This window comes from Agrococcus jenensis, from assembly GCF_003752465.1.
GTDB lineage: Bacteria > Actinomycetota > Actinomycetes > Actinomycetales > Microbacteriaceae > Agrococcus > Agrococcus jenensis.
In genome coordinates this window covers 2,886,152-2,903,271 of sequence record NZ_RKHJ01000001.1, presented here as the reverse complement: position 1 = coordinate 2,903,271, position 17,120 = coordinate 2,886,152, and the positions used below count along the sequence as shown (strand labels likewise).

Sequence of the window (17,120 nt, the reverse complement as noted above, 5' to 3'; positions counted from 1 at the left end):
TCAGCCGAGCAGCCCCTGCTCCTCGAGCCACGTGGCCGCGATGTCGGCGGCCGGCGACTGGTCGACGGTGCTGCGGCGGTTGAGCTCGATGAGCTCCTCCGACGTGAGCGCCGCGCTGATCTCGTTGACGACCGCCTGTGCCTCCTCGTCGACGCGGTCGCTCGCGACCGGGACGACGTTCGACGACAGGAAGAGGCCCTCGGTGTCCTCGAGCACGACGAGGTCGTTCTCGGCGATCTCGGGCTGCGCGGTGTAGAGGATCGCGAGCTGGACGTCGCCGTCCTGCAGCGCGCGCACGGTGAGCGGGCCGCCGCCGTCCTCGATCGGCGTGAAGCCGACCTCGATGCCGTAGACGTCGGCGAGGCCCTGCGGCCCGTTCGGCCGCGTCTCGGCCTCGGAGTTCGCGCCCATCGTGAGCGGCACGTCGACGTTCGCGAGGTCGGCGACCGTCGTGAGGTCGTACTGCTCGGCGAACTCGCGCGTCACGACGTAGGAGTCCTGGTCGGTCGCGGGCGCCTGGTCGAGGACCGTGATGCCCTCGGGCGCAGCCTCGGTGAGGGCGGCGTAGACCTCGTCGCTCTCGCGCTCCTCGGGTGCGTCGGCCCAGACCTGCAGCAGCGGGCCGGTGTACTCCGGGAAGAGGTCGATCGAGCCGGACTCGATCTCGGGCAGGTAGACCTCGCGCTGCCCGATGCGCAGCTGGCGGTCGATCGTGTAGCCGGCGTCCTCGAGGCCCTGCGCGTAGAGCTCGGCGATGATCTCGTTCGAGTAGTAGTCCTGCGAGCCGACGACGAGCGTCGTGCTCTCGCCGCTGCCGCTCGGCGCGGTGGTGGGGCTCTCCTCGAGCGGGTCGGCGCTCGAGCAGCCGGCCAGGACGACACCGGCGGTGCCGAGCGCGGCGAGCGCGAGGCCCGTCCTGCGAATGGGAGTGGTCATGCGGAGTTCCTCTCTGATGCGCGTGCGCGCGCGGTGGTGCGTGGGGTGCCGAGTGGTTCGGCGCGGCGGGCCGCCGCGGATTGGGCGGCTTGGAACAGCAGCTCGACGACGAGCGCGAGCAGCGCGACGAGCAGCGAGCCGGCGAGCATGACGCCGTAGTCGCGGGTCTTCAGGCCGGAGAAGATGAGCCGGCCGAGGCCGGTGTCGGAGACGTAGGCGGCGAGCGTCGCCGTCGAGATGACCTGCAGCGCCGCGGAGCGGAGCCCGCCGATGAGCACCGGGCTCGCGAGCGGCAGCTCGACGCCGGTGAGGATCTGCCGCTCGGTCATGCCGATCGCCCGCGCCCCGCCGATCACGAGCCGGTCGACCGACTCGACGCCGGCGTAGGCGCCCGCGAGCACGGGCGGCAGCGCGAGCACGACGAGCGCGAGGAAGGGCGCCTCGAACCCGATGCCGAGCAGCAGCCCGAAGATCGTCAGCAGTCCGAGCGTGGGGATCGCGCGCGCGCCGCTCGTCAGCGCGATGACGAGCCCGCGGCCGCGGCCGGTGTGCCCGATGAGCACCCCGGCGGGCACGCCGATGGCCGCGGCGACGAGCAGCACGGCGCCCGAGAACGCGAGGTGCTCGAGGATCCGCAGGCCGATGCTGCCGTCCCCTGCCCAGTTGGCCGGGTCGAGCAGGTAGGCCATCGCCTCCGCGAACAGGTTCACGCCGCCACCGCCCGCCGCCACGGCATCGCGAGCCTGCCCGCGAGCACGACGAGCGCGTCGAGCGCGAACGCGACGACGACGGTCAGCACGATGCCGGTGAGGATCGACGCCTCGATGCCGCGCTGGAAGCCGTCGGTGAAGAGCGTGCCGAGGCTCGACGCGCCGACCACGGCGCCGACCGTGACGAGGCTCACGGTCGAGACCACCACGACGCGCAGCGACGACAGCAGCACGGGGCCGGCGAGCGGCAGCTCGACGCGCCAGAAGCGCGCCCACGCGGAGTGGCCCATGGCATCCGCCGCGAGCATCGTCTCGCGGGGCACCGAGCCGAAGGCGTCGGCGGCGCCGCGCACGAGCAGCGCCACGCCGTAGAGCGTGAGCGCGACGACGATCGTGACGGGGGAGCGCACGGGCACCCCGATGATCGGCGCGACGATGATGAACAGCGGCAGCGACGGCACGGCGTAGAGCAGGCCGGTGCCGGTGAGCAGCGGCGTGCGGGCGCGGCGGTAGCGGGCGGCGAGCCAGCCGAGCGGCACCGACACGAGGATCGCGAGCACGATCGGCACGATCGACAGCACGAGGTGGTCGACGAGCAGCGCACCGACGATGTGGAGGTTCTGGCTGAGCCAGGTCATGGCGACGCCGCCCTCACCGCGCCAGCACGCCGGTCGGGCGGTCGTCGCCGTCCACGACGATGCTGCGGCCGTCGATCTCGCGGATGCGCAGCGTGCGGCGAGCGCTGCCCGCGCCCACGAAGCTCGCGACGAACTCGTCCGCGGGGTTCGCGAGGATCTCGGCGGGCGTGCCGCGCTGTGCGATCTCGGCGCCCTTCCGCAGCACGAGCACCTCGTCGCCGAGCGCGAAGGCCTCGTCGATGTCGTGCGTGACGAAGACGATGGTCTTGCCGAGCTCGGCCTGCAGCGACCGCATCTCGGCCTGCAGCTGGTCGCGCACGATCGGGTCGACGGCGCCGAACGGCTCGTCCATGAGCAGGATGTTGGGGTCGGCGGCGAGCGCGCGGGCGACGCCGACGCGCTGCTGCTGCCCGCCGGAGAGCTGCCCGGGGTAGCGGTCGGCGAGCGCGGTGTCGAGGCCGACGCGCTCGAGCAGGCCGAGCGCATCCTGCCGAGCCTGCCTGCGGCTGCGGCCCTCGAGCACCGGCACGGTCGCGACGTTGTCGGCGATCGTGCGGTGGGGGAGCAGGCCGCCCGCCTGCAGCACGTAGCCGATCGAGCGGCGCAGCTTCACGGCATCCATCGAGCGCACGTCGACGCCGTCGATGCTGACGGTGCCGCCGGAGGGCTCGACCATGCGGTTGATCATGCGCAGCAGCGTCGTCTTGCCGCAGCCGGAGGAGCCGACGAGCACCGCGACGGCATGCGAGGGGATCGTGAGGCTGAAGTCCTCGACCGCGACCGTGCCGCCGGGATACTCCTTGCGCACGGATGCGAACTCGATCACGCGGACTCCTGCCGTCGGGATGCAGACGATACCGCGCCCCGCTGACACGACGCCCCAGGCGGTGCGCGAGCCGCTCCGCGCGCCGCGGCTAGGCTGGCCGACGTGCAGCGCCCGATCGGAGTCTTCGACAGCGGCGTCGGCGGTCTCACCGTGGCGCGCGCCATCATCGACCAGCTGCCCGCCGAGTCGATCACCTACATCGGCGACACCGCGAACGGCCCCTACGGCCCGCGCGCGCAGGCCGAGGTGCGCCGCCTGGCGCTCGACGTGCTCGACACGCTCGTCGCGCAGGGCGTGAAGATGCTCGTCATCGCGTGCAACACCGCCTCGGCCGCGACCCTCGACATCGCGCGCGAGCGCTACGAGGAGGGCATGGGCATCCCGGTCGTCGAGGTCATCGACCCGGCCGTGCGCGCCGCCGTGCGGCAGAGCAGGTCGGGGCGGATCGGCGTGATCGGCACGGCCGGCACGATCGGCTCGGGCGCGTACCAGCGCGCGTTCGCCGAGGCCGGGGTGCCGCACGTTGCCGCGGGGGCCGCGCCGCGGTTCGTCGAGTTCGTCGAGTCCGGCGTCACGACCGGCGACGAGGTGCTCGCCGCCGCGCACGAGTACCTCGAGCCGCTGCTCGCGGAGCGCCCCGACACGCTCGTGCTCGGCTGCACCCACTACCCGCTGCTCGCCGGCGCGATCGGCTACGTCGCCGGCCCGGACGTGCGGCTCGTGTCGAGCGCCGAGGAGACGGCGGCCGACGTCTACCGCATCCTGAGCGACCGGCAGCTGCTCGCGCCGCCGGGCGCGATCCCGGCCTACGAGTTCGAGGCGACGACCGAGGCGCAGGAGCCCTTCCTGCGGCTCGCCCGCCGCTTCCTCGGGCCGGAGGTCACGCACGTCGAGTTCCACCAGACCGGGGTCATCCAGCTCCCCGGCCGCACCGACTGAAGGAGATCACCGTGGCTGACACAGGCACGCGCAAGGACGGCCGGCAGGCCGACGAGCTGCGGCAGGTGACGATCGAGCGCGGCTGGAGCGAGCAGGCGGAGGGCAGCGCCCTCATCTCGTTCGGCTCCACGCGCGTGCTCTGCACCGCATCCGTCATGCCCTCCGTGCCGCGATGGATGTCGGGCAAGGGCAAGGGCTGGGTGACGGCGGAGTACGCCATGCTGCCGCGCTCGACGAACGAGCGCATGGACCGGGAGAGCATCAAGGGCCGCGTCGGCGGGCGCACGCACGAGATCTCGCGGCTCATCGGCCGGTCGCTCCGCGCGGCGGTCGACATGCGCGCGCTCGGCGAGCTCTCGATCGCGGTCGACTGCGACGTGCTGCAGGCCGACGGCGGCACCCGCACCGCCGCCATCACCGGCGCCTACGTCGCGCTCGCCGACGCGATCGCGTGGGCGCAGGCCAACGGCCGCGTCCCCGCGAGCGCCAAGCCCATCATCGACTCCGTCGCCGCGATCTCGGTCGGCATCGTCGACGGCAGGCCGCTGCTCGACCTCGCCTACGTCGAGGACGTGCGGGCCGGCACCGACATGAACGTCGTCGCGACCGGCCGCGGCCTGCTCGTCGAGGTGCAGGGCACCGCCGAGGGTGCGCCCTTCGACCGCTCGGAGCTCGACGCGATGGTCGACCTCGCGCTCGCCGGCACCCAGCGGCTCACCCAGCTGCAGCGCGAGGCGCTCGCATGACCCCCGTCGACACGGGCTTCGGCGCCACCGGCGTCGACGTGCGCGGCGGCGGCCTGCAGGTCGTCGTCGCGACCCGCAACCCGCACAAGATCGAGGAGCTGCAGCGCATCCTCTCGCCGCTGCTGCCGGGCGTCGAGCTGCTGCCCGACGACGGGCCCGAGCCCGTCGAGGACGGCGACACGTTCGAGGCGAACGCGCTCATCAAGGCGCGCGCCGCGCACGAGCGCACCGGCCTGCCGGCGCTCGCGGACGACTCCGGCATCGCGGTCGACGCGCTGGACGGCGCCCCCGGCATCCACTCGGCGCGCTACGCCGGCACGCGCGAGGACCTCGACAACCTGCAGCTGCTGCTCGCGAACCTCGAGGGCCGCACGGATCGCGCGGCGAGCTTCGTCTGCGCGGCCGCCTGGGTCGACGCCGACGGCGAGCTCGTCGAGCGCGGCGAGTGGGCGGGCACGGTCGCGGATGCGCCGCGCGGCGAGGGCGGGTTCGGGTACGACCCGATCTTCCTGCCGCACGACGGCGACGGCCGCGCCGCCGCGGAGCTGAGCGCCGAGGAGAAGGACGCGCGGAGCCACCGACGCATCGCCTTCGAGGCGCTCGCCGCCCGCATCCAGCGCGCCTGACGCTGAACCCGCCGCACGTCGATTGGTCGCTCGCGCCCGGCGAGGGCGTCGAGTGGTCGCTTGCGCCCGGCAATCGCGTCGAATGGTCGCTCGCGGCTCGGATCGGGTGGTCACGTGCGCCATACGTGACCAATCTACGATCGGAACGAGTCGGGGCCTGCGCGCTCGGGGAGGGTGGCACGAGCGCGACTGCCATGCCATGATTTCGGCATGCCGAAAGATGTGCGTGCGGGGAGGCGAATCGCCGCGCTCGCCGCTGCGTGCGCGCTCGCGCCGCTGGCGGGCTGCGCCGCGCCGGGCGCCGCGGCACCCGCGCCCGCCGACGACGGCCGCCCGCTCGTGCTCGCGACCTTCACGGTCATCGCCGACCTCGCCCGCGAGGTCGCGGGCGACGCCGCGCGGGTCGAGTCGCTCACGCGCCCCGGCGTCGAGGTGCACGACTACGAGCCGACGCCCGGCGACCTGGTCCGCACCGAGGGCGCCGACCTCGTGGTGACGAACGGGATGGGCATCGACGACTGGCTGCTCACGCTCGTCGAGCGCGCGGCTGCGCCGCACGTGGTGCTGAGCGACGTCGTCGAGCCGATCCCGATCGAGACCGGCCACTACGCCGGCAACCCGAACGCGCACGCGTGGGTGTCGCCGGCCGAGGGCGCGGCCTACGTCGAGGCGCTGCGGGTCGCGATCGGCGACCTCGTCCCCGCCGAGCGTGCCGCGATCGACCGACGGGCGGCGGCGATCACCGCCGAGCTTGAGCGCCTCGGCGACCGGCTGCGCGACGGCGTCGCCGCCCTGCCCGAGGCGCACCGCATCCTCGTCACGTGCGAGGGCGCCTTCAGCTACCTGGCGCGCGACGCCGGCCTCGCCGAGGCGAGCCTCTGGCCCGTGAACGCCGGCGGCCAGGGCACGCCGCAGTCGATCGCGGAAGTCGCAGCGGCCGTCGAGCGCACCGGCGTGCCGACCGTCTTCTGCGAGTCGACGACGCATCCGGGCACGCAACAGCAGATCGCGCGGAACGCCGGCGTGCGCTTCGACGGCAGCCTGCACGTCGACTCGCTCTCCGCGCCGGGCGGTCCCGCCCCCACCTACCTCGCGCTCATCGAGCACGACGTCGACGCGATCCTGGAAGGCCTGGGCGGATGACGGCCTTCCAGCACCCGACGACCGACGCGATCGTCACCGAGCGGCTCGGCGTGCGCTACGGCGACGTCCGCGCGCTCGCCGACGTGACCGTGCGCATCCGCGCCGGCGAGATCACCGGGCTCGTGGGCGTCAACGGCTCGGGCAAGTCGTCGATGCTCTCGGCCGTCCTCGAGCGCGTGCCGCACGAGGGCACCGTGCGCATCCTCGGCCGCACGCCGAAGGAGGCGCGGCGCGCGGGCCTCGTCGCGTCGGTGCCGCAAGCGGAGTCCGTCGACTGGGACTTCCCCATCACGGTGCGCGACGTCGTCACGACCGGCCGCTACGGGCGGATGGGCATGCTGCGCATCCCGCGCGCCGCCGACCGCGCCGCGGTCGACGAGGCGCTCGACCTGCTGCGCATCGACGACCTCGCCGACCGGCCGATCGGCGAGCTCTCGGGCGGGCAGCGGAAGCGCGCATTCGTGGCGCGCGCGATGGCGCAGGATGCCGAGCTGCTGCTGCTCGACGAGCCGTTCGCGGGCGTCGACCGCACGAGCGAGGCGCAGATCACCGAGGTGCTGCGCGGGCTCCGCGATCGCGGCCGCACCGTCGTCATCGTGCACCACGACCTCTCGGGCGTCGCCGAGCTCGTCGACGCGGTGCTGCTGCTGCGCGGCCGGCTGCTGCACCACGGGCCGCCGCACGAGGTGCTCACGCCCGAGCGCATCGCCGAGGCGTTCGGCGCCGGCACCCGCGAGGAGGCCTGACGTGGACGGGACGCTCATCGACGCTCTGCTCGCGCCCTTCGCCTACGACTTCATGCTGCGGGCGATGCTCGTCACGCTGGTCGCCGCCGTCGCGTGCGCGCTGCTGTCGACCTGGCTCGTGCAGATGGGCTGGTCGCTCATGGGCGACGCGGTCTCGCACGCGGTGCTGCCGGGCGTCGCCCTCGCCTACCTGCTCGGCCTCCCGTTCGCGCTCGGCGCCGCCGTCTTCGGCATCGGCGCCGTCGCGCTCATCGGCGGGGTGCGCGCCGTCACGAGGATCAAGGCGGATGCGGCCATCGGCGTCGTCTTCACCACGCTGTTCGCGCTCGGCCTCGTGATCGTCTCGGTGACGCCCGCCGACACCGACCTGCAGCACATCCTGTTCGGCAACGTGCTCGGCGTGAGCGACGCCGACATCGCCCAGGTGCTCGTCGTCGGCGCCGTCGTCTGCATCACGCTCGTCGTGCTGCGGCGCGACCTGACGCTCGTCGCGTTCGACGCCGGCCATGCCCACGCGATCGGCCTGCGCCCGCGCCTCCTGCACGCCGTGCTGCTCGGCGCGCTCGCGCTCACCGTCGTGACGGCGCTGCAGGCGGTGGGCATCATCCTGGTGGTCGCGATGCTCGTCATCCCGGGCGCGACCGCGTCGCTCATCGTCGGCCGCTGGGACGCGCTGCTCGGCTGGTCGGTCGGCGTCACCGCGGTGGCGGCGCTCACCGGGCTCATCGCCGCGTTCTGGCTCGACATCTCCCCGGGCGGCGCCGTGGTCCTCACCCAGGGGCTCGCGTTCGGGCTAGCGTTGCTCTTCGGGCCCCGCCGGGGGCTCGTCATCCGGTGGGCCAGGAGCCGATCGACGAGAGCGAGGCGTCATGCAGTCGACAGCGGCTGAGGACTACGTGAAGGCGATCTACCACCACACCGAGTGGCAGCCCGACCCGATCACGCCGTCGCAGCTCGCCGGCCGGCTCGGGCTCGCGAACTCGACCGTCACCGAGATGGTGAAGAAGCTCGCCGCCGCCGGCCTCGTGCACCACCGCCCCTACGGCGCGATCGAGCTCACCGACGCGGGCCGCACGCTCGCCGTGCGGCAGGTGCGCCGGCACCGCGTCGTCGAGACGTGGCTCGTCGAGCGGCACGGCTACGACTGGGACGAGGTGCACGACGAGGCGGAGGTGCTCGAGCACGCGCTGAGCGACCGCCTGCTCGACTCGATCGCCCGCTCGCTCGGCGACCCGACCCGCGATCCGCACGGCGACGTCATCCCCGCCGCCGACGGCAAAGTCGTGCGCCCGGACGCCGTGGTGCTCGCGGATGCGCCGGTCGGCCACGCGGGCACGATCGTGCGCATCTCCGACGCCGACCCGGCGATGCTGCGCTTCCTCACCGACTCGGGCGTCGCGCTCGACGCCCACCTCGAGGTGCTGGGGCTCAAGCCCTACTCCGGCTCGATCCAGGTGCGCACCGGCGCGGGCACGATCGACCTGGGACCGGAGGTCGCGCAGGCGATCTGGCTGAGCGCGTAGGCGCTGGGTCGCTCAGAGCGCCTAGCGCTCCAGGCCCGGCTCGCTCGTGCCGGAGAGGTCGAGCGTCTGCACCTGCCCGGTCGCGGTGCCGTCGCGCAGCTCGCGCTCGACCTCGCGGCGCGACTGGATGGCGTGCCAGACGATCGCGACGATGGCGATCGCGACGACGCCCAGCAGCACGAGGTCGATGTACTCGGTGACGATGTCGGCGACCCCGGGGATGTGCGCGACGCCCCAGCCGACGAGCGGCAGCCCCGCGCCCCAGAGCAGCCCGCCGACGATGTCGAGGCGGAAGAAGAGCGGCCATGGCATCCGCCCGACGCCCGCAGCGACCGGCATGAACGTGCGGACGATGCCGATGAAGCGGGCGATGATGACCGCGGCGGCGCCGTAGCGGAGGAAGAAGCGGTTCGTGCGCTCGATCGTGCGATGCGAGAACAGCCCGGACGACTTGCGCTGGAAGATCGGGGGCCCGGCCTTGTGGCCGATGAAGTAGCCGAGCTGGTCGCCCGCGACCGCGCAGATCGCGATGCACAGGCAGACGAGCCAGATGGGCTGCGGGATGACGCCCGTGAACGAGAGCACGCCGGCGATCACGAGCAGCGTGTCGCCGGGGAGCAGGAAGCCGACGAGCAGCCCGGTCTCGACGAAGACGATCGCGCAGACGAGCAGGAGCGCCCAGACGCCCGCACCGGCGATCAGCCCCTCGATGTCGATGAGGAACTCGGCTGGCAGCGCGTGCACAGGCAGGCTCCTTCGCGATGGGTCCGGGCAGTGCGGGAGAGGGGACTTGAACCCCTACGCCACGAGGGCACAGGAACCTAAATCCTGCGTGTCTGCCAATTCCACCACTCCCGCGTGGGTGTGCCCAGCGTAGCGGCGCGCGCCCACGCCGACGCGCACCGTCTGCCAAGGTTGAGCCATGGACATGCGCGCGCTCGTGACCGGAGCATCCGCGGGCCTCGGCGCCGAGTTCGCGCGCCAGCTCGCGGCGGACGGCTTCTCGCTCGTGCTCGTCGCGCGCGACGAGGCACGGCTGCGCTCGCTCGCCGACGAGCTCGCGGCCGCCCGCGGCACCGAGGTCGAGGTGCTCGCCGCCGACCTGCTCGAGCACGACGACCTCGAGCGGGTCGCCGCGCGCCTCGCCGACGACGCGAGGCCGATCGACGTGCTCGTCAACAACGCGGGCTTCGCGGTCGCCGAGCCCTTCCACGCCTCCGCGATCGAGGACGAGCGGCGCATGCACGAGCTGCTCTCCTGGGTGCCGCTGCGGCTCGCGCACGCCGCGCTGCCGGGCATGCGCGCCCGGCACCGGGGCGGCATCCTCAACGTCGCGAGCCTCGCCGGCCGGTTGCCGAGCGGCACGTACTCGGCGGCGAAGGCGCAGCTGCTCATGCTGTCGCGGGCGCTCCGCGCGCAGTACCGGCGCGACGGCATCGTCGTCACCGCGCTGCTCCCGGGCTTCGTCGCGACCGAGTTCCACGAGCGGATGGGCGTCGACGCGACGACCGTCCCCGAGATCGGGTGGGCGGATGCGTCGGCGGTCGTGCGCGACGGGCTGCGGGCGCTGCGCACGCGCCGGAAGATCGTCGTCGCCGACTGGCGGTACCGCCTCGCGGCGCCGATCGCCGTGCTCGTGCCCGACCGGATCATCGCCGGCGTCGGGCTCGGCAGCCGGCTCGACGACTGATGCGCGCTCGCGAGGTCGTCGCGGTGCTCGGCGCCGGCGTCATGGGCGCGGGCATCGCACGCGTCTTCGCGCGGGCGGGGCACGAGGTGCGGGTCTTCGACGTCGACCCCGCGGCTGCCGCGCGCGCGGCCGAGTCGGCCGGCGCATCCGCGCACGACAGCGTCGAGGGGGCGGTCGACGGCGCCACGATCGTGCTCGAGGCGGCGCCCGAGCGGCTCGAGCTCAAGCAGGCGCTGCTCGCCCAGGTCGAGGCGGCGAACGCCGAGGCGATCATCGCCTCGAACACCTCATCGATCGCCCCGGATGCGCTCGCGGCCGGCATGCGCGACCCGTCGCGGCTCGTCATCGCCCACTTCTTCAACCCCGCCGACACCGTGCCGCTCGTCGAGGTCGTGCCCGGCCCCGCCACGCCCGTGGCGACGGTCGAGCGGATGACCGCGCTGCTGACCGCTGCCGGCAAGACCGCGGTGCCGCTCGCGCAGCAGGTCGAGGGCTTCATCGCGAACCGGCTGCAGGCGGCGCTCTACCGCGAGGCGATGCACCTCGTCGAGCTCGGCATCGCGACGCCGGAGCAGGTCGACCTCGCCGTCACGGCGGGCCTCGGGCCGCGCTGGGCGCTCGCCGGGCCGTTCGAGGTGATGGACCTCGGCGGGCTCGACGTCTGGACGAGCGTGGCCGACGGGATCCTGCCGACGCTCGGCGACGCATCCGCGGCCCCCGCCATGCTGCGCGATCGCGCGGCGCGCGGCGATCTCGGTGCGAAGACGGGGGAGGGGTTCCTGCCGCGCGACGCGGATGCGCCGGCCCGCTTCGCCGCCCGGCTCGCGGCGCTGCTGGAGGCGCGCGCAGCGATCGACGGCGGCTGACTCAGTCGCGGGCTGACCCGAGCCTGTCCCGCCGCAGCCGCCACACGTTGCCGCCCCGGCGCTCGTGCTCGAACGCGTCGAGCGCGGCGGCGGCGAGCGCGATGCCTCGGCCGGACTCCTCGAGCGGGTCCGGCATCTCGGCCTCGTCGAGCTCGACGTCGGCGGGGAGCGCGGTGTCGGTGAAGCTCGCCGCCAGGTGCGTCGGGTGCACCTCGAGGGTCGCTGACACGTGCACGCTCCCCGGCGGCAGGCCGTGCTCGGCGATGTTCGTCACGACCTCGGTCACGGCGAGCTGGAAGAGCGCGCGGTCGTCGGGCGCGACGTCGCCCGCGGCACCGTAGAGCCCGTCGAGCGCGTCGAGCGTCGCCTCCACGAAGGCGAGGTCCGCAGGGCCCTCGAGGGTCGTCGTCCTGGCGTCAGTCGGCATCGAAGGCCTCCGCCGCCGTGGGGTGCGCGCGGAGCACGCGGTCGAGGTTCGTGAGCCGCAGCACCGTGCGCACCGTCTCGGGCACGGCCGCGATCCGCAGATCCCCGCCGGCCAGCCGGGCCGCCTTGAGCGCCCCGATCAGCGCCCCGAGGCCGGAGGAGTCGACGAAGTCGGTCGCCGACATGTCGATGACGATGCGCGCGCTGCCCGAGTCGATGAGGTCCTGCACCGCCTGTCGCAGCTGCGGTGCCGCGGCGGCGGTGAGTCGGCCCTCCGGTGCGACGGTGGCGTGCCGCTCGTCGGTGGTGACGGTGACGTTCATGCGATCCCCTTCTCTCGCTGCTCGGCGGCGGCCTCCTGGCCGGCGCCGACGAAGCCGCGGTAGCGGGCAGCCTGGACGATGACGCTGAGCGCCAGCAGGTCGTAGGCGACCCAGATGGTGTTGACGAGCGTGCCCGTGCCGTCGCCGGTGCCGACGATGACGCGGCCGACGCCCACGACGAGCGCGAGCACGAGCAGCGCCATCGCGGTCAGCTGCGGCCAGATCTCGCGCCACGGCACCCCACCCTCGCGCGTCTTGTCCTTGCGGGTGACGACGAAGTCGAGCGGCGCCTTGAAGACCACGTTGGCGAACGAGGTGACGCACGCCTTGATCCAGACCGGGAAGAGGGCGAGCGAGTACTGCTGGCCGCGCCAGGTCTTGATGCCCCGCGCGACGATGATGAAGAGCAGCTGGTTGACGAGGAAGTACGGCAGGAAGCGCAGGAAGAAGTCGAGGCTCCACGCCGTCACCGGCAGGATGCCGAGCATGAGGTAGACCATCGGCGCCGCGAGGTAGATGACCGCGGCGAACCCCGACAGGTAGCTCCACATCGTGCCGAAGTACATGAGCCGCTGCCCCGCGGAGAGCCCCCGCTTGAGCAGCGGGTTGTCGCGCAGCATCACCTGCAAGGTGCCCTGCGCCCAGCGGAGGCGCTGCTTGAGCATCGTGCCGAGGTCCTCGGGCGCGAGCCCGTGGGCGAGGATCTCGTGGTGGTAGACGCTCCGCCATCCCAGGGAGTGCAGCTGCATGGCGGTCGCCATGTCCTCGGTCACCGAGATGGTGGCGAGCGGCTGGATCGGCTGCGCCTCGTCGGGTCGGTCGACGCGCACGGCGTCGAGCAGCGCCGCGACGGCGTCGACGGCGCCGAGCGGCGAGAGCTCCGCGGCGGCGAGCCGGTCCAGGGCGGCGTCGTCGATCACGACGACGCCGAGCTCGGCGTCGCGCTCGACCGGCAGCGCCTGGATCGCGGCGAGGTCCTCGTGGATGCGGTCGACGTCGCTCGCGACGAGGCGGCGTGACGCGGCGTCCACGGCGGCCCGCAGCCGGAAGGTGACGTCGGCGATCGGCTCGCCCGCCTCCACGTCCGTGCGAGCCCTGGCGACCTCCGCGCGCAGGGAGGACAGCTCGGCGTGCAGCGCCGGCTCCGCCGTACGGCGCCGCGCTTCGCGATCGAGGAGCGTCTGCGCCGCCCGGAGCGCGCGGCGGGTCGACGCCTCGACGTCGCGGACGTACCCGACGATGCCGAGCTGCATGAGCGCGTCCCGGCGCAGCACCGCGTTGGAGCCGCAGAAGAACGCGGCGTTCCAGCCGTCCTTCCCCTGCTGGATCGGGCCGTAGAAGAGCGGTGCCTGGCTGCCGAGCGGGTCCGCGTCGTCGACGTTGACGAACCACTGCGGCGTCTGCACGAGCGCGACGCGGGGGTCGTCCGCGAAGTAGCCGAGCGTGCGCTCGAGGATGAGCGGGTCGGGCACCTGGTCGGCGTCGAGGATGAGCAGGAACTCGCCCTCGGTCTGGAACAGCGCGTTGTTGAGGTTGCCCGCCTTGGCGTGGCGGGGCTTGCCCGCCCAGTCGGCGGTGCGCTCGATGTACCCGATGCCGGCCTCGCGGGCAGCCTGCGCCATCTCCGGGCGCGCGCCGTCATCGAGGATCCAGGTCTCGTGCGGATAGGCGATGCGCTGCGCGGCGATCGCGGTCGCCATCACGAGCTCAATCGGCTCGTTGTACGTCGTGATGAAGACGTCGACGGTGCCCTGCGGCGGCGACGTGGGCCGGGGTCGCTCGCGCGCGCGCCACATCGTGGCCGAGAAGATGACGGTGTCGATCAGGCTGTAGGTCTCCGCGATCACGAGCGGCACGGCGATCCACCAGGCAGACCAGTTCACCGACTCGAGCCAGCGCCAGGCGACGTAGTTGACGCCGAGCAGCACCGCGAGCGTGGCGAGGACCCGGATGACGATGAGGCGCATCAGGCGCTCCTCCGCACGACGATGACCGTGACGTCGTCGGGTGCGCGCTGCTCGGCGGCGAGCCGCAGCGCCTCCTCGACCGCGCCCTGCGGACCGAGCTCGGCGAGCACCTCGGCCACGTGCCGGAACGGCTCCGCCGGGTCGAGCACGTCGAGCAGCCCGTCGCTGCAGCACAGCAGCGCGTCGCCGGGACCGAGGGCCGCGTGCGCCTCGGTCCGCTCCTCGTCGAGCCCCATCCCGAGCGGCAGGCCGGTCGAGCGGAGCTGCTCCCACGAGCCGTCCGCGCGCAGCGCGAAGGCGAGGCTGTGGCCGGCGTCGACGAAGCCGATGGCTCCCGAGGCGAGGTCGAGGCTCGAGTGGAAGGCCGTGACGAAGACCCCCGCATCGGTGAGGCTCTCCTCGAGGAGCGCGTCGAGCTCCTGCACCGCGGTCGCGATCGGCCGGTCCGGCGCGGTGCGGAGCGATGCGCGCACAGCCGAGGCGATGATGGCAGGCCCCATGCCCTTCCCCATGACGTCCGCGAGCGTCACCCGCAGCTCGCCCCCGTGCGCGACGATGTCGTGCACGTCGCCGGCGATGCTGCCCGCCGCGATCGAGCCGGCCGCGATCTCGTACCCGGGCACCGAGGGGAGGCGCCGAGGTGCCAGCGCCCGCTGGATCAGCACGGCGTCGTCGAGCTCCTTCTCCTGCGCCAGCTCGAGCTGCACCCACTGCGCGAGGTCGCGCAGCAGGTCGCGCTCGCGCGCGTCGAGGCCGCGCGGCTTCGTGTCGAGGATGCACAGCGTGCCCACGTGCTCGCCGCCCGGCGCCGCGAGCGGATGGCCGGCGTAGAAGCGCAGGTGCGGGTCGCCGAGCACGAACTCGTTGTCCGCCCAGTCGGCGTCCTCGCCCGCATCGGAGACGATGAGCGTCCCTCCGCTCCGGACCGTCGCGTCGCAGAACGAGCCGTCGCGCGGCGCCTCGCTGCCGCCGAGCCCGATCTGGGACTTGCGCCACTGGCGATCGCGATCGAGCAGCGTCACGCTCACCATCGGCACGTCGAAGAGGTCCTTGGCGAGGCGGGTGATGCGGTCGACGCGCTCGTGAGGCGGTGTGTCGAGCACCCCGAGCGCCTCGAGCGCGCGCTGGCGCTGCTCCTCATCCACCATGGCTCCGCCTTCTGGGATCGTGACATCCACGGCCCCGACGACAGCAGCGCGGCCCTTGGCATGATCGTGCCGCATCTGCACCTTTCCGCGCTACTCGCCACGGCACATGCCGATGCCGAGCAGGCGTCGATGTGCTGCATGCGAGTCCCCTGGGAGACCGCCTGCATCGGGGCTTCCCCGTCTCGTGCCGTGGAAGCATGACTGGATGACCGAGCCCATCCGAGCCCTGTACTTCAACTGCACGCTCACGCCGTCGCCCGACGAGAGCCACACCGACCTGCTCATCCAGGCGAGCGCGACGATCCTGCGCAAGCAGGGCGTCGAGGTCGAGGTCGTGCGCGCCGTCGACCACGCCATCGCCCCGGGCGTGCAGCCCGACATGACCGAGCACGGCGCGAGCGAGGACGCCTGGCCGGCGCTCTGGGAGCGCGTGCTCGCCGCCGACATCCTCGTGCTCGCCACGCCGATCTGGCTCGGCGACGGCTCGAGCGTCTTCCGCCGGGTCATCGAGCGCCTCTACTCGGAGTCGAGCGTGCTCAACGACGACGGCCAGTCCATCTCCTACGGCAAGGTCGCCGGCGTGCTCGTCGGCGGCAACGAGGACGGCATGAAGCACGTCGCGCGCGAGGCGATCTACGCGCTGCAGCACATCGGCTACACGATCCCGCCGCAGGCCGACGCCGGCTGGGTGGGGGAGGCGGGCCCCGGCCCGTCGTACGGCGACGAGCTCGACGACGGCTCGCACGCCGGCGCCGACAACGACTTCACCAAGCGCAACGTCACGATCATGGCGTGGAACCTCCTGCACCTGGCGCGGCTGCTGCAGGGCGGCATCCCCGCCGAGGGCAACGACCGCGACGCGTGGGAGCGCGGTGAGCGCTTCGGGTTCCAGAACCCGGAATACCGCTAGCCGCACGAGCGCTGCATCGACCACCCGACACCCGACCGACCCAGGAGGCACCATGCCCGACATCCGACTCCACATCGAGGACTCCGGCGGCGACGGCCGCCCGGTCGTGCTCATCCACGGGTGGCCGCTGTCGGCCGAGTCGTGGGACGAGCAGACCGACGCGCTCGTCGCGGCCGGCTACCGCGTCGTCTCGTACGACCGCCGCGGCTTCGGCCGCAGCGAGCAGCCTGAGACCGGCTACGACTACGACACGCTCGCCGCCGACCTCGACACCGTGCTCACCGACCTCGACCTCGAGGACGTCACGCTCGTCGGGTTCTCGATGGGCGGCGGCGAGGTCGCACGATACGTCTCGGCCTACGGCCAGGACCGGGTGCGCTCGGTCGTCTTCGCCGCTGCGGTGCCGCCGTTCTTGCTGCAGTCCGACGACAACCCCGACGGCCCGCTGACCGACGAGGCGCGCCTGCAGATGCGAGGCGGCCTCGAGCAGGACCGCGACGCGTTCTTCGACGACTTCACGACCGGCTTCTTCTCCACCGCGGAGGGGCTGCAGGTGACCGAGGAGCAGCGGCAGCAGGCGCTCGCGCTCGCGAAGCAGTCGTCGCAGGCGGCGGCGCTCGGCGCGATGGATGCGTGGGCGACGACCGACTTCCGCGACGACCTCGGTGCGATCTCGGTGCCGACGCTCGTCATCCACGGCGACGGCGACCAGACGGTGCCCTTCGAGGGCTCCGGCCGCCGCACGCACGCGGCGATCGACGGCAGCGAGCTGCACGTCGTCGAGGGTGCCCCGCACGGCCTCAACGTGAGCCACGCCGAGGAGTTCAACCGGGCGCTGCTCGGCTTCCTGGCCGAGTGACCCTGACCCGCTGAGGGTGTGCGTCCGAGCTGCCCGCCACTCGGACGCACACCCTCGACGGGCGCGCGCATCCGCTGGCGCACGTGGGCGGCCCGGGG

Annotated in this window: 20 protein-coding genes and 1 tRNA gene; 11 read left to right on the top strand and 10 right to left on the bottom strand. The window is 73.3% G+C overall.

The window, feature by feature from the left end:
* From EDD26_RS14225 to EDD26_RS14210, 4 genes are read right to left on the bottom strand one after another with little or no spacing between them, the layout of a single operon-like run.
* Positions 1–936, bottom strand: a complete 936-nt coding sequence (locus EDD26_RS14225; protein ID WP_123698299.1) for an ABC transporter substrate-binding protein — start codon at positions 934–936, stop codon at positions 1–3.
* On the bottom strand, positions 933–1,667 hold the full coding sequence (locus tag EDD26_RS14220) for an ABC transporter permease (protein WP_245989949.1): 735 nt from the start codon (positions 1,665–1,667) through the stop codon (positions 933–935). Before EDD26_RS14220 ends, EDD26_RS14225 begins: the two co-directional genes overlap by 4 nt.
* Positions 1,643–2,284 carry an ABC transporter permease gene (locus tag EDD26_RS14215; RefSeq protein WP_123698298.1) on the bottom strand — a complete coding sequence of 214 codons (642 nt, stop codon included), beginning with the start codon at positions 2,282–2,284 and terminating at the stop codon, positions 1,643–1,645. Before EDD26_RS14215 ends, EDD26_RS14220 begins: the two co-directional genes overlap by 25 nt.
* Before the next feature lie 13 nt (positions 2,285–2,297).
* The gene (locus EDD26_RS14210; protein ID WP_123698297.1) at positions 2,298–3,110 is read right to left on the bottom strand and encodes an ABC transporter ATP-binding protein; all 813 of its coding nucleotides are present in this window, start codon (positions 3,108–3,110) and stop codon (positions 2,298–2,300) included.
* 102 nt (positions 3,111–3,212) lie between these two features.
* Here EDD26_RS14210 and murI point away from each other — a divergent pair, with 102 nt between their 5' ends.
* The 7 genes from murI to EDD26_RS14175 all read left to right on the top strand — a co-directional run bounded on the left by murI (position 3,213) and on the right by EDD26_RS14175 (position 8,833).
* On the top strand, positions 3,213–4,049 hold the full coding sequence (murI, locus tag EDD26_RS14205; protein WP_123698296.1) for a glutamate racemase: 837 nt from the start codon (positions 3,213–3,215) through the stop codon (positions 4,047–4,049).
* Positions 4,050–4,060: 11 nt separating this feature from the next.
* Positions 4,061–4,795, top strand: coding sequence for a ribonuclease PH (gene rph, locus EDD26_RS14200; protein ID WP_123698295.1), 735 nt, complete (start codon positions 4,061–4,063; stop codon positions 4,793–4,795).
* On the top strand, positions 4,792–5,421 hold the full coding sequence (gene rdgB, locus EDD26_RS14195; protein ID WP_123698294.1) for an RdgB/HAM1 family non-canonical purine NTP pyrophosphatase: 630 nt from the start codon (positions 4,792–4,794) through the stop codon (positions 5,419–5,421). The genes rph and rdgB overlap by 4 nt, the downstream gene beginning before the upstream one ends.
* 210 nt (positions 5,422–5,631) lie before the next feature.
* Positions 5,632–6,564: a metal ABC transporter solute-binding protein, Zn/Mn family gene (locus EDD26_RS14190; RefSeq protein WP_123698293.1), complete on the top strand. Its 933-nt coding sequence runs from the start codon at positions 5,632–5,634 to the stop codon at positions 6,562–6,564.
* Positions 6,561–7,310 carry a metal ABC transporter ATP-binding protein gene (locus EDD26_RS14185; RefSeq protein ID WP_123698292.1) on the top strand — a complete coding sequence of 250 codons (750 nt, stop codon included), beginning with the start codon at positions 6,561–6,563 and terminating at the stop codon, positions 7,308–7,310. Before EDD26_RS14190 ends, EDD26_RS14185 begins: the two co-directional genes overlap by 4 nt.
* Positions 7,311–7,362: 52 nt before the next feature.
* The gene (locus EDD26_RS14180; RefSeq protein ID WP_123698630.1) at positions 7,363–8,199 is read left to right on the top strand and encodes a metal ABC transporter permease; all 837 of its coding nucleotides are present in this window, start codon (positions 7,363–7,365) and stop codon (positions 8,197–8,199) included.
* Positions 8,180–8,833, top strand: coding sequence for a metal-dependent transcriptional regulator (locus EDD26_RS14175; protein ID WP_123698291.1), 654 nt, complete (start codon positions 8,180–8,182; stop codon positions 8,831–8,833). The genes EDD26_RS14180 and EDD26_RS14175 overlap by 20 nt, the downstream gene beginning before the upstream one ends.
* Positions 8,834–8,854: 21 nt before the next feature.
* Here the strand turns inward: EDD26_RS14175 and EDD26_RS14170 are convergent, their stop codons facing one another.
* Both EDD26_RS14170 and EDD26_RS14165 read right to left on the bottom strand, forming a co-directional pair.
* Positions 8,855–9,577 (bottom strand): DedA family protein, encoded by a 723-nt coding sequence (locus EDD26_RS14170; RefSeq protein WP_245989947.1) that lies wholly within the window; start codon positions 9,575–9,577, stop codon positions 8,855–8,857.
* A 31-nt stretch (positions 9,578–9,608) separates the two neighbouring features.
* Positions 9,609–9,691: transfer RNA gene (locus EDD26_RS14165), tRNA-Leu, on the bottom strand.
* Between the two features lie 64 nt (positions 9,692–9,755).
* On the opposite strand from EDD26_RS14165, the gene EDD26_RS14160 reads away from it, so the two are divergent.
* Together EDD26_RS14160 and EDD26_RS14155 are read left to right on the top strand one after the other, a co-directional pair.
* On the top strand, positions 9,756–10,523 hold the full coding sequence (locus EDD26_RS14160; RefSeq protein WP_123698290.1) for an SDR family NAD(P)-dependent oxidoreductase: 768 nt from the start codon (positions 9,756–9,758) through the stop codon (positions 10,521–10,523).
* On the top strand, positions 10,523–11,389 hold the full coding sequence (locus EDD26_RS14155; RefSeq protein ID WP_123698289.1) for a 3-hydroxyacyl-CoA dehydrogenase family protein: 867 nt from the start codon (positions 10,523–10,525) through the stop codon (positions 11,387–11,389). The genes EDD26_RS14160 and EDD26_RS14155 overlap by 1 nt, the downstream gene beginning before the upstream one ends.
* Position 11,390: 1 nt before the next feature.
* Here the strand turns inward: EDD26_RS14155 and EDD26_RS14150 are convergent, their stop codons facing one another.
* From EDD26_RS14150 to EDD26_RS14135, 4 genes are read right to left on the bottom strand one after another with little or no spacing between them, the layout of a single operon-like run.
* Complete coding sequence (locus EDD26_RS14150) at positions 11,391–11,816, bottom strand: ATP-binding protein (RefSeq protein WP_123698288.1); 426 nt, start codon at positions 11,814–11,816, stop codon at positions 11,391–11,393.
* Positions 11,806–12,138 carry an STAS domain-containing protein gene (locus EDD26_RS14145; RefSeq protein WP_123698287.1) on the bottom strand — a complete coding sequence of 111 codons (333 nt, stop codon included), beginning with the start codon at positions 12,136–12,138 and terminating at the stop codon, positions 11,806–11,808. Before EDD26_RS14145 ends, EDD26_RS14150 begins: the two co-directional genes overlap by 11 nt.
* Positions 12,135–14,105, bottom strand: a complete 1,971-nt coding sequence (locus EDD26_RS14140) for a glycosyltransferase family 2 protein (protein ID WP_123698286.1) — start codon at positions 14,103–14,105, stop codon at positions 12,135–12,137. Before EDD26_RS14140 ends, EDD26_RS14145 begins: the two co-directional genes overlap by 4 nt.
* Complete coding sequence (locus EDD26_RS14135; RefSeq protein WP_170165646.1) at positions 14,105–15,253, bottom strand: PP2C family protein-serine/threonine phosphatase; 1,149 nt, start codon at positions 15,251–15,253, stop codon at positions 14,105–14,107. The genes EDD26_RS14140 and EDD26_RS14135 overlap by 1 nt, the downstream gene beginning before the upstream one ends.
* 205 nt (positions 15,254–15,458) lie before the next feature.
* Here EDD26_RS14135 and EDD26_RS14130 point away from each other — a divergent pair, with 205 nt between their 5' ends.
* Both EDD26_RS14130 and EDD26_RS14125 read left to right on the top strand, forming a co-directional pair.
* Complete coding sequence (locus tag EDD26_RS14130; protein WP_123698284.1) at positions 15,459–16,163, top strand: flavodoxin family protein; 705 nt, start codon at positions 15,459–15,461, stop codon at positions 16,161–16,163.
* 52 nt (positions 16,164–16,215) lie between these two features.
* Entirely contained in the window at positions 16,216–17,022 is an 807-nt protein-coding gene (locus EDD26_RS14125; protein WP_123698283.1) for an alpha/beta fold hydrolase, read from the top strand.
* The last annotated feature ends 98 nt before the right edge of the window (positions 17,023–17,120 follow it).

Coding starts and splice junctions, on each gene's coding strand:
- EDD26_RS14180 (WP_123698630.1), top strand. CDS start 7,363: ATGCTGCGGGCGATGCTCGTCACGCTGGTCGCCGCCGTCGCGTGCGCG.
- EDD26_RS14135 (WP_170165646.1), bottom strand. CDS start 15,253: ATGGTGGATGAGGAGCAGCGCCAGCGCGCGCTCGAGGCGCTCGGGGTG.
- EDD26_RS14130 (WP_123698284.1), top strand. CDS start 15,459: ATGACCGAGCCCATCCGAGCCCTGTACTTCAACTGCACGCTCACGCCG.
- EDD26_RS14150 (WP_123698288.1), bottom strand. CDS start 11,816: ATGCCGACTGACGCCAGGACGACGACCCTCGAGGGCCCTGCGGACCTC.
- EDD26_RS14215 (WP_123698298.1), bottom strand. CDS start 2,284: ATGACCTGGCTCAGCCAGAACCTCCACATCGTCGGTGCGCTGCTCGTC.
- rdgB (WP_123698294.1), top strand. CDS start 4,792: ATGACCCCCGTCGACACGGGCTTCGGCGCCACCGGCGTCGACGTGCGC.
- EDD26_RS14190 (WP_123698293.1), top strand. CDS start 5,632: ATGCCGAAAGATGTGCGTGCGGGGAGGCGAATCGCCGCGCTCGCCGCT.
- EDD26_RS14145 (WP_123698287.1), bottom strand. CDS start 12,138: ATGAACGTCACCGTCACCACCGACGAGCGGCACGCCACCGTCGCACCG.
- EDD26_RS14155 (WP_123698289.1), top strand. CDS start 10,523: ATGCGCGCTCGCGAGGTCGTCGCGGTGCTCGGCGCCGGCGTCATGGGC.
- EDD26_RS14185 (WP_123698292.1), top strand. CDS start 6,561: ATGACGGCCTTCCAGCACCCGACGACCGACGCGATCGTCACCGAGCGG.
- EDD26_RS14125 (WP_123698283.1), top strand. CDS start 16,216: ATGCCCGACATCCGACTCCACATCGAGGACTCCGGCGGCGACGGCCGC.
- EDD26_RS14175 (WP_123698291.1), top strand. CDS start 8,180: ATGCAGTCGACAGCGGCTGAGGACTACGTGAAGGCGATCTACCACCAC.
- EDD26_RS14160 (WP_123698290.1), top strand. CDS start 9,756: ATGGACATGCGCGCGCTCGTGACCGGAGCATCCGCGGGCCTCGGCGCC.
- EDD26_RS14140 (WP_123698286.1), bottom strand. CDS start 14,105: ATGCGCCTCATCGTCATCCGGGTCCTCGCCACGCTCGCGGTGCTGCTC.
- EDD26_RS14225 (WP_123698299.1), bottom strand. CDS start 936: ATGACCACTCCCATTCGCAGGACGGGCCTCGCGCTCGCCGCGCTCGGC.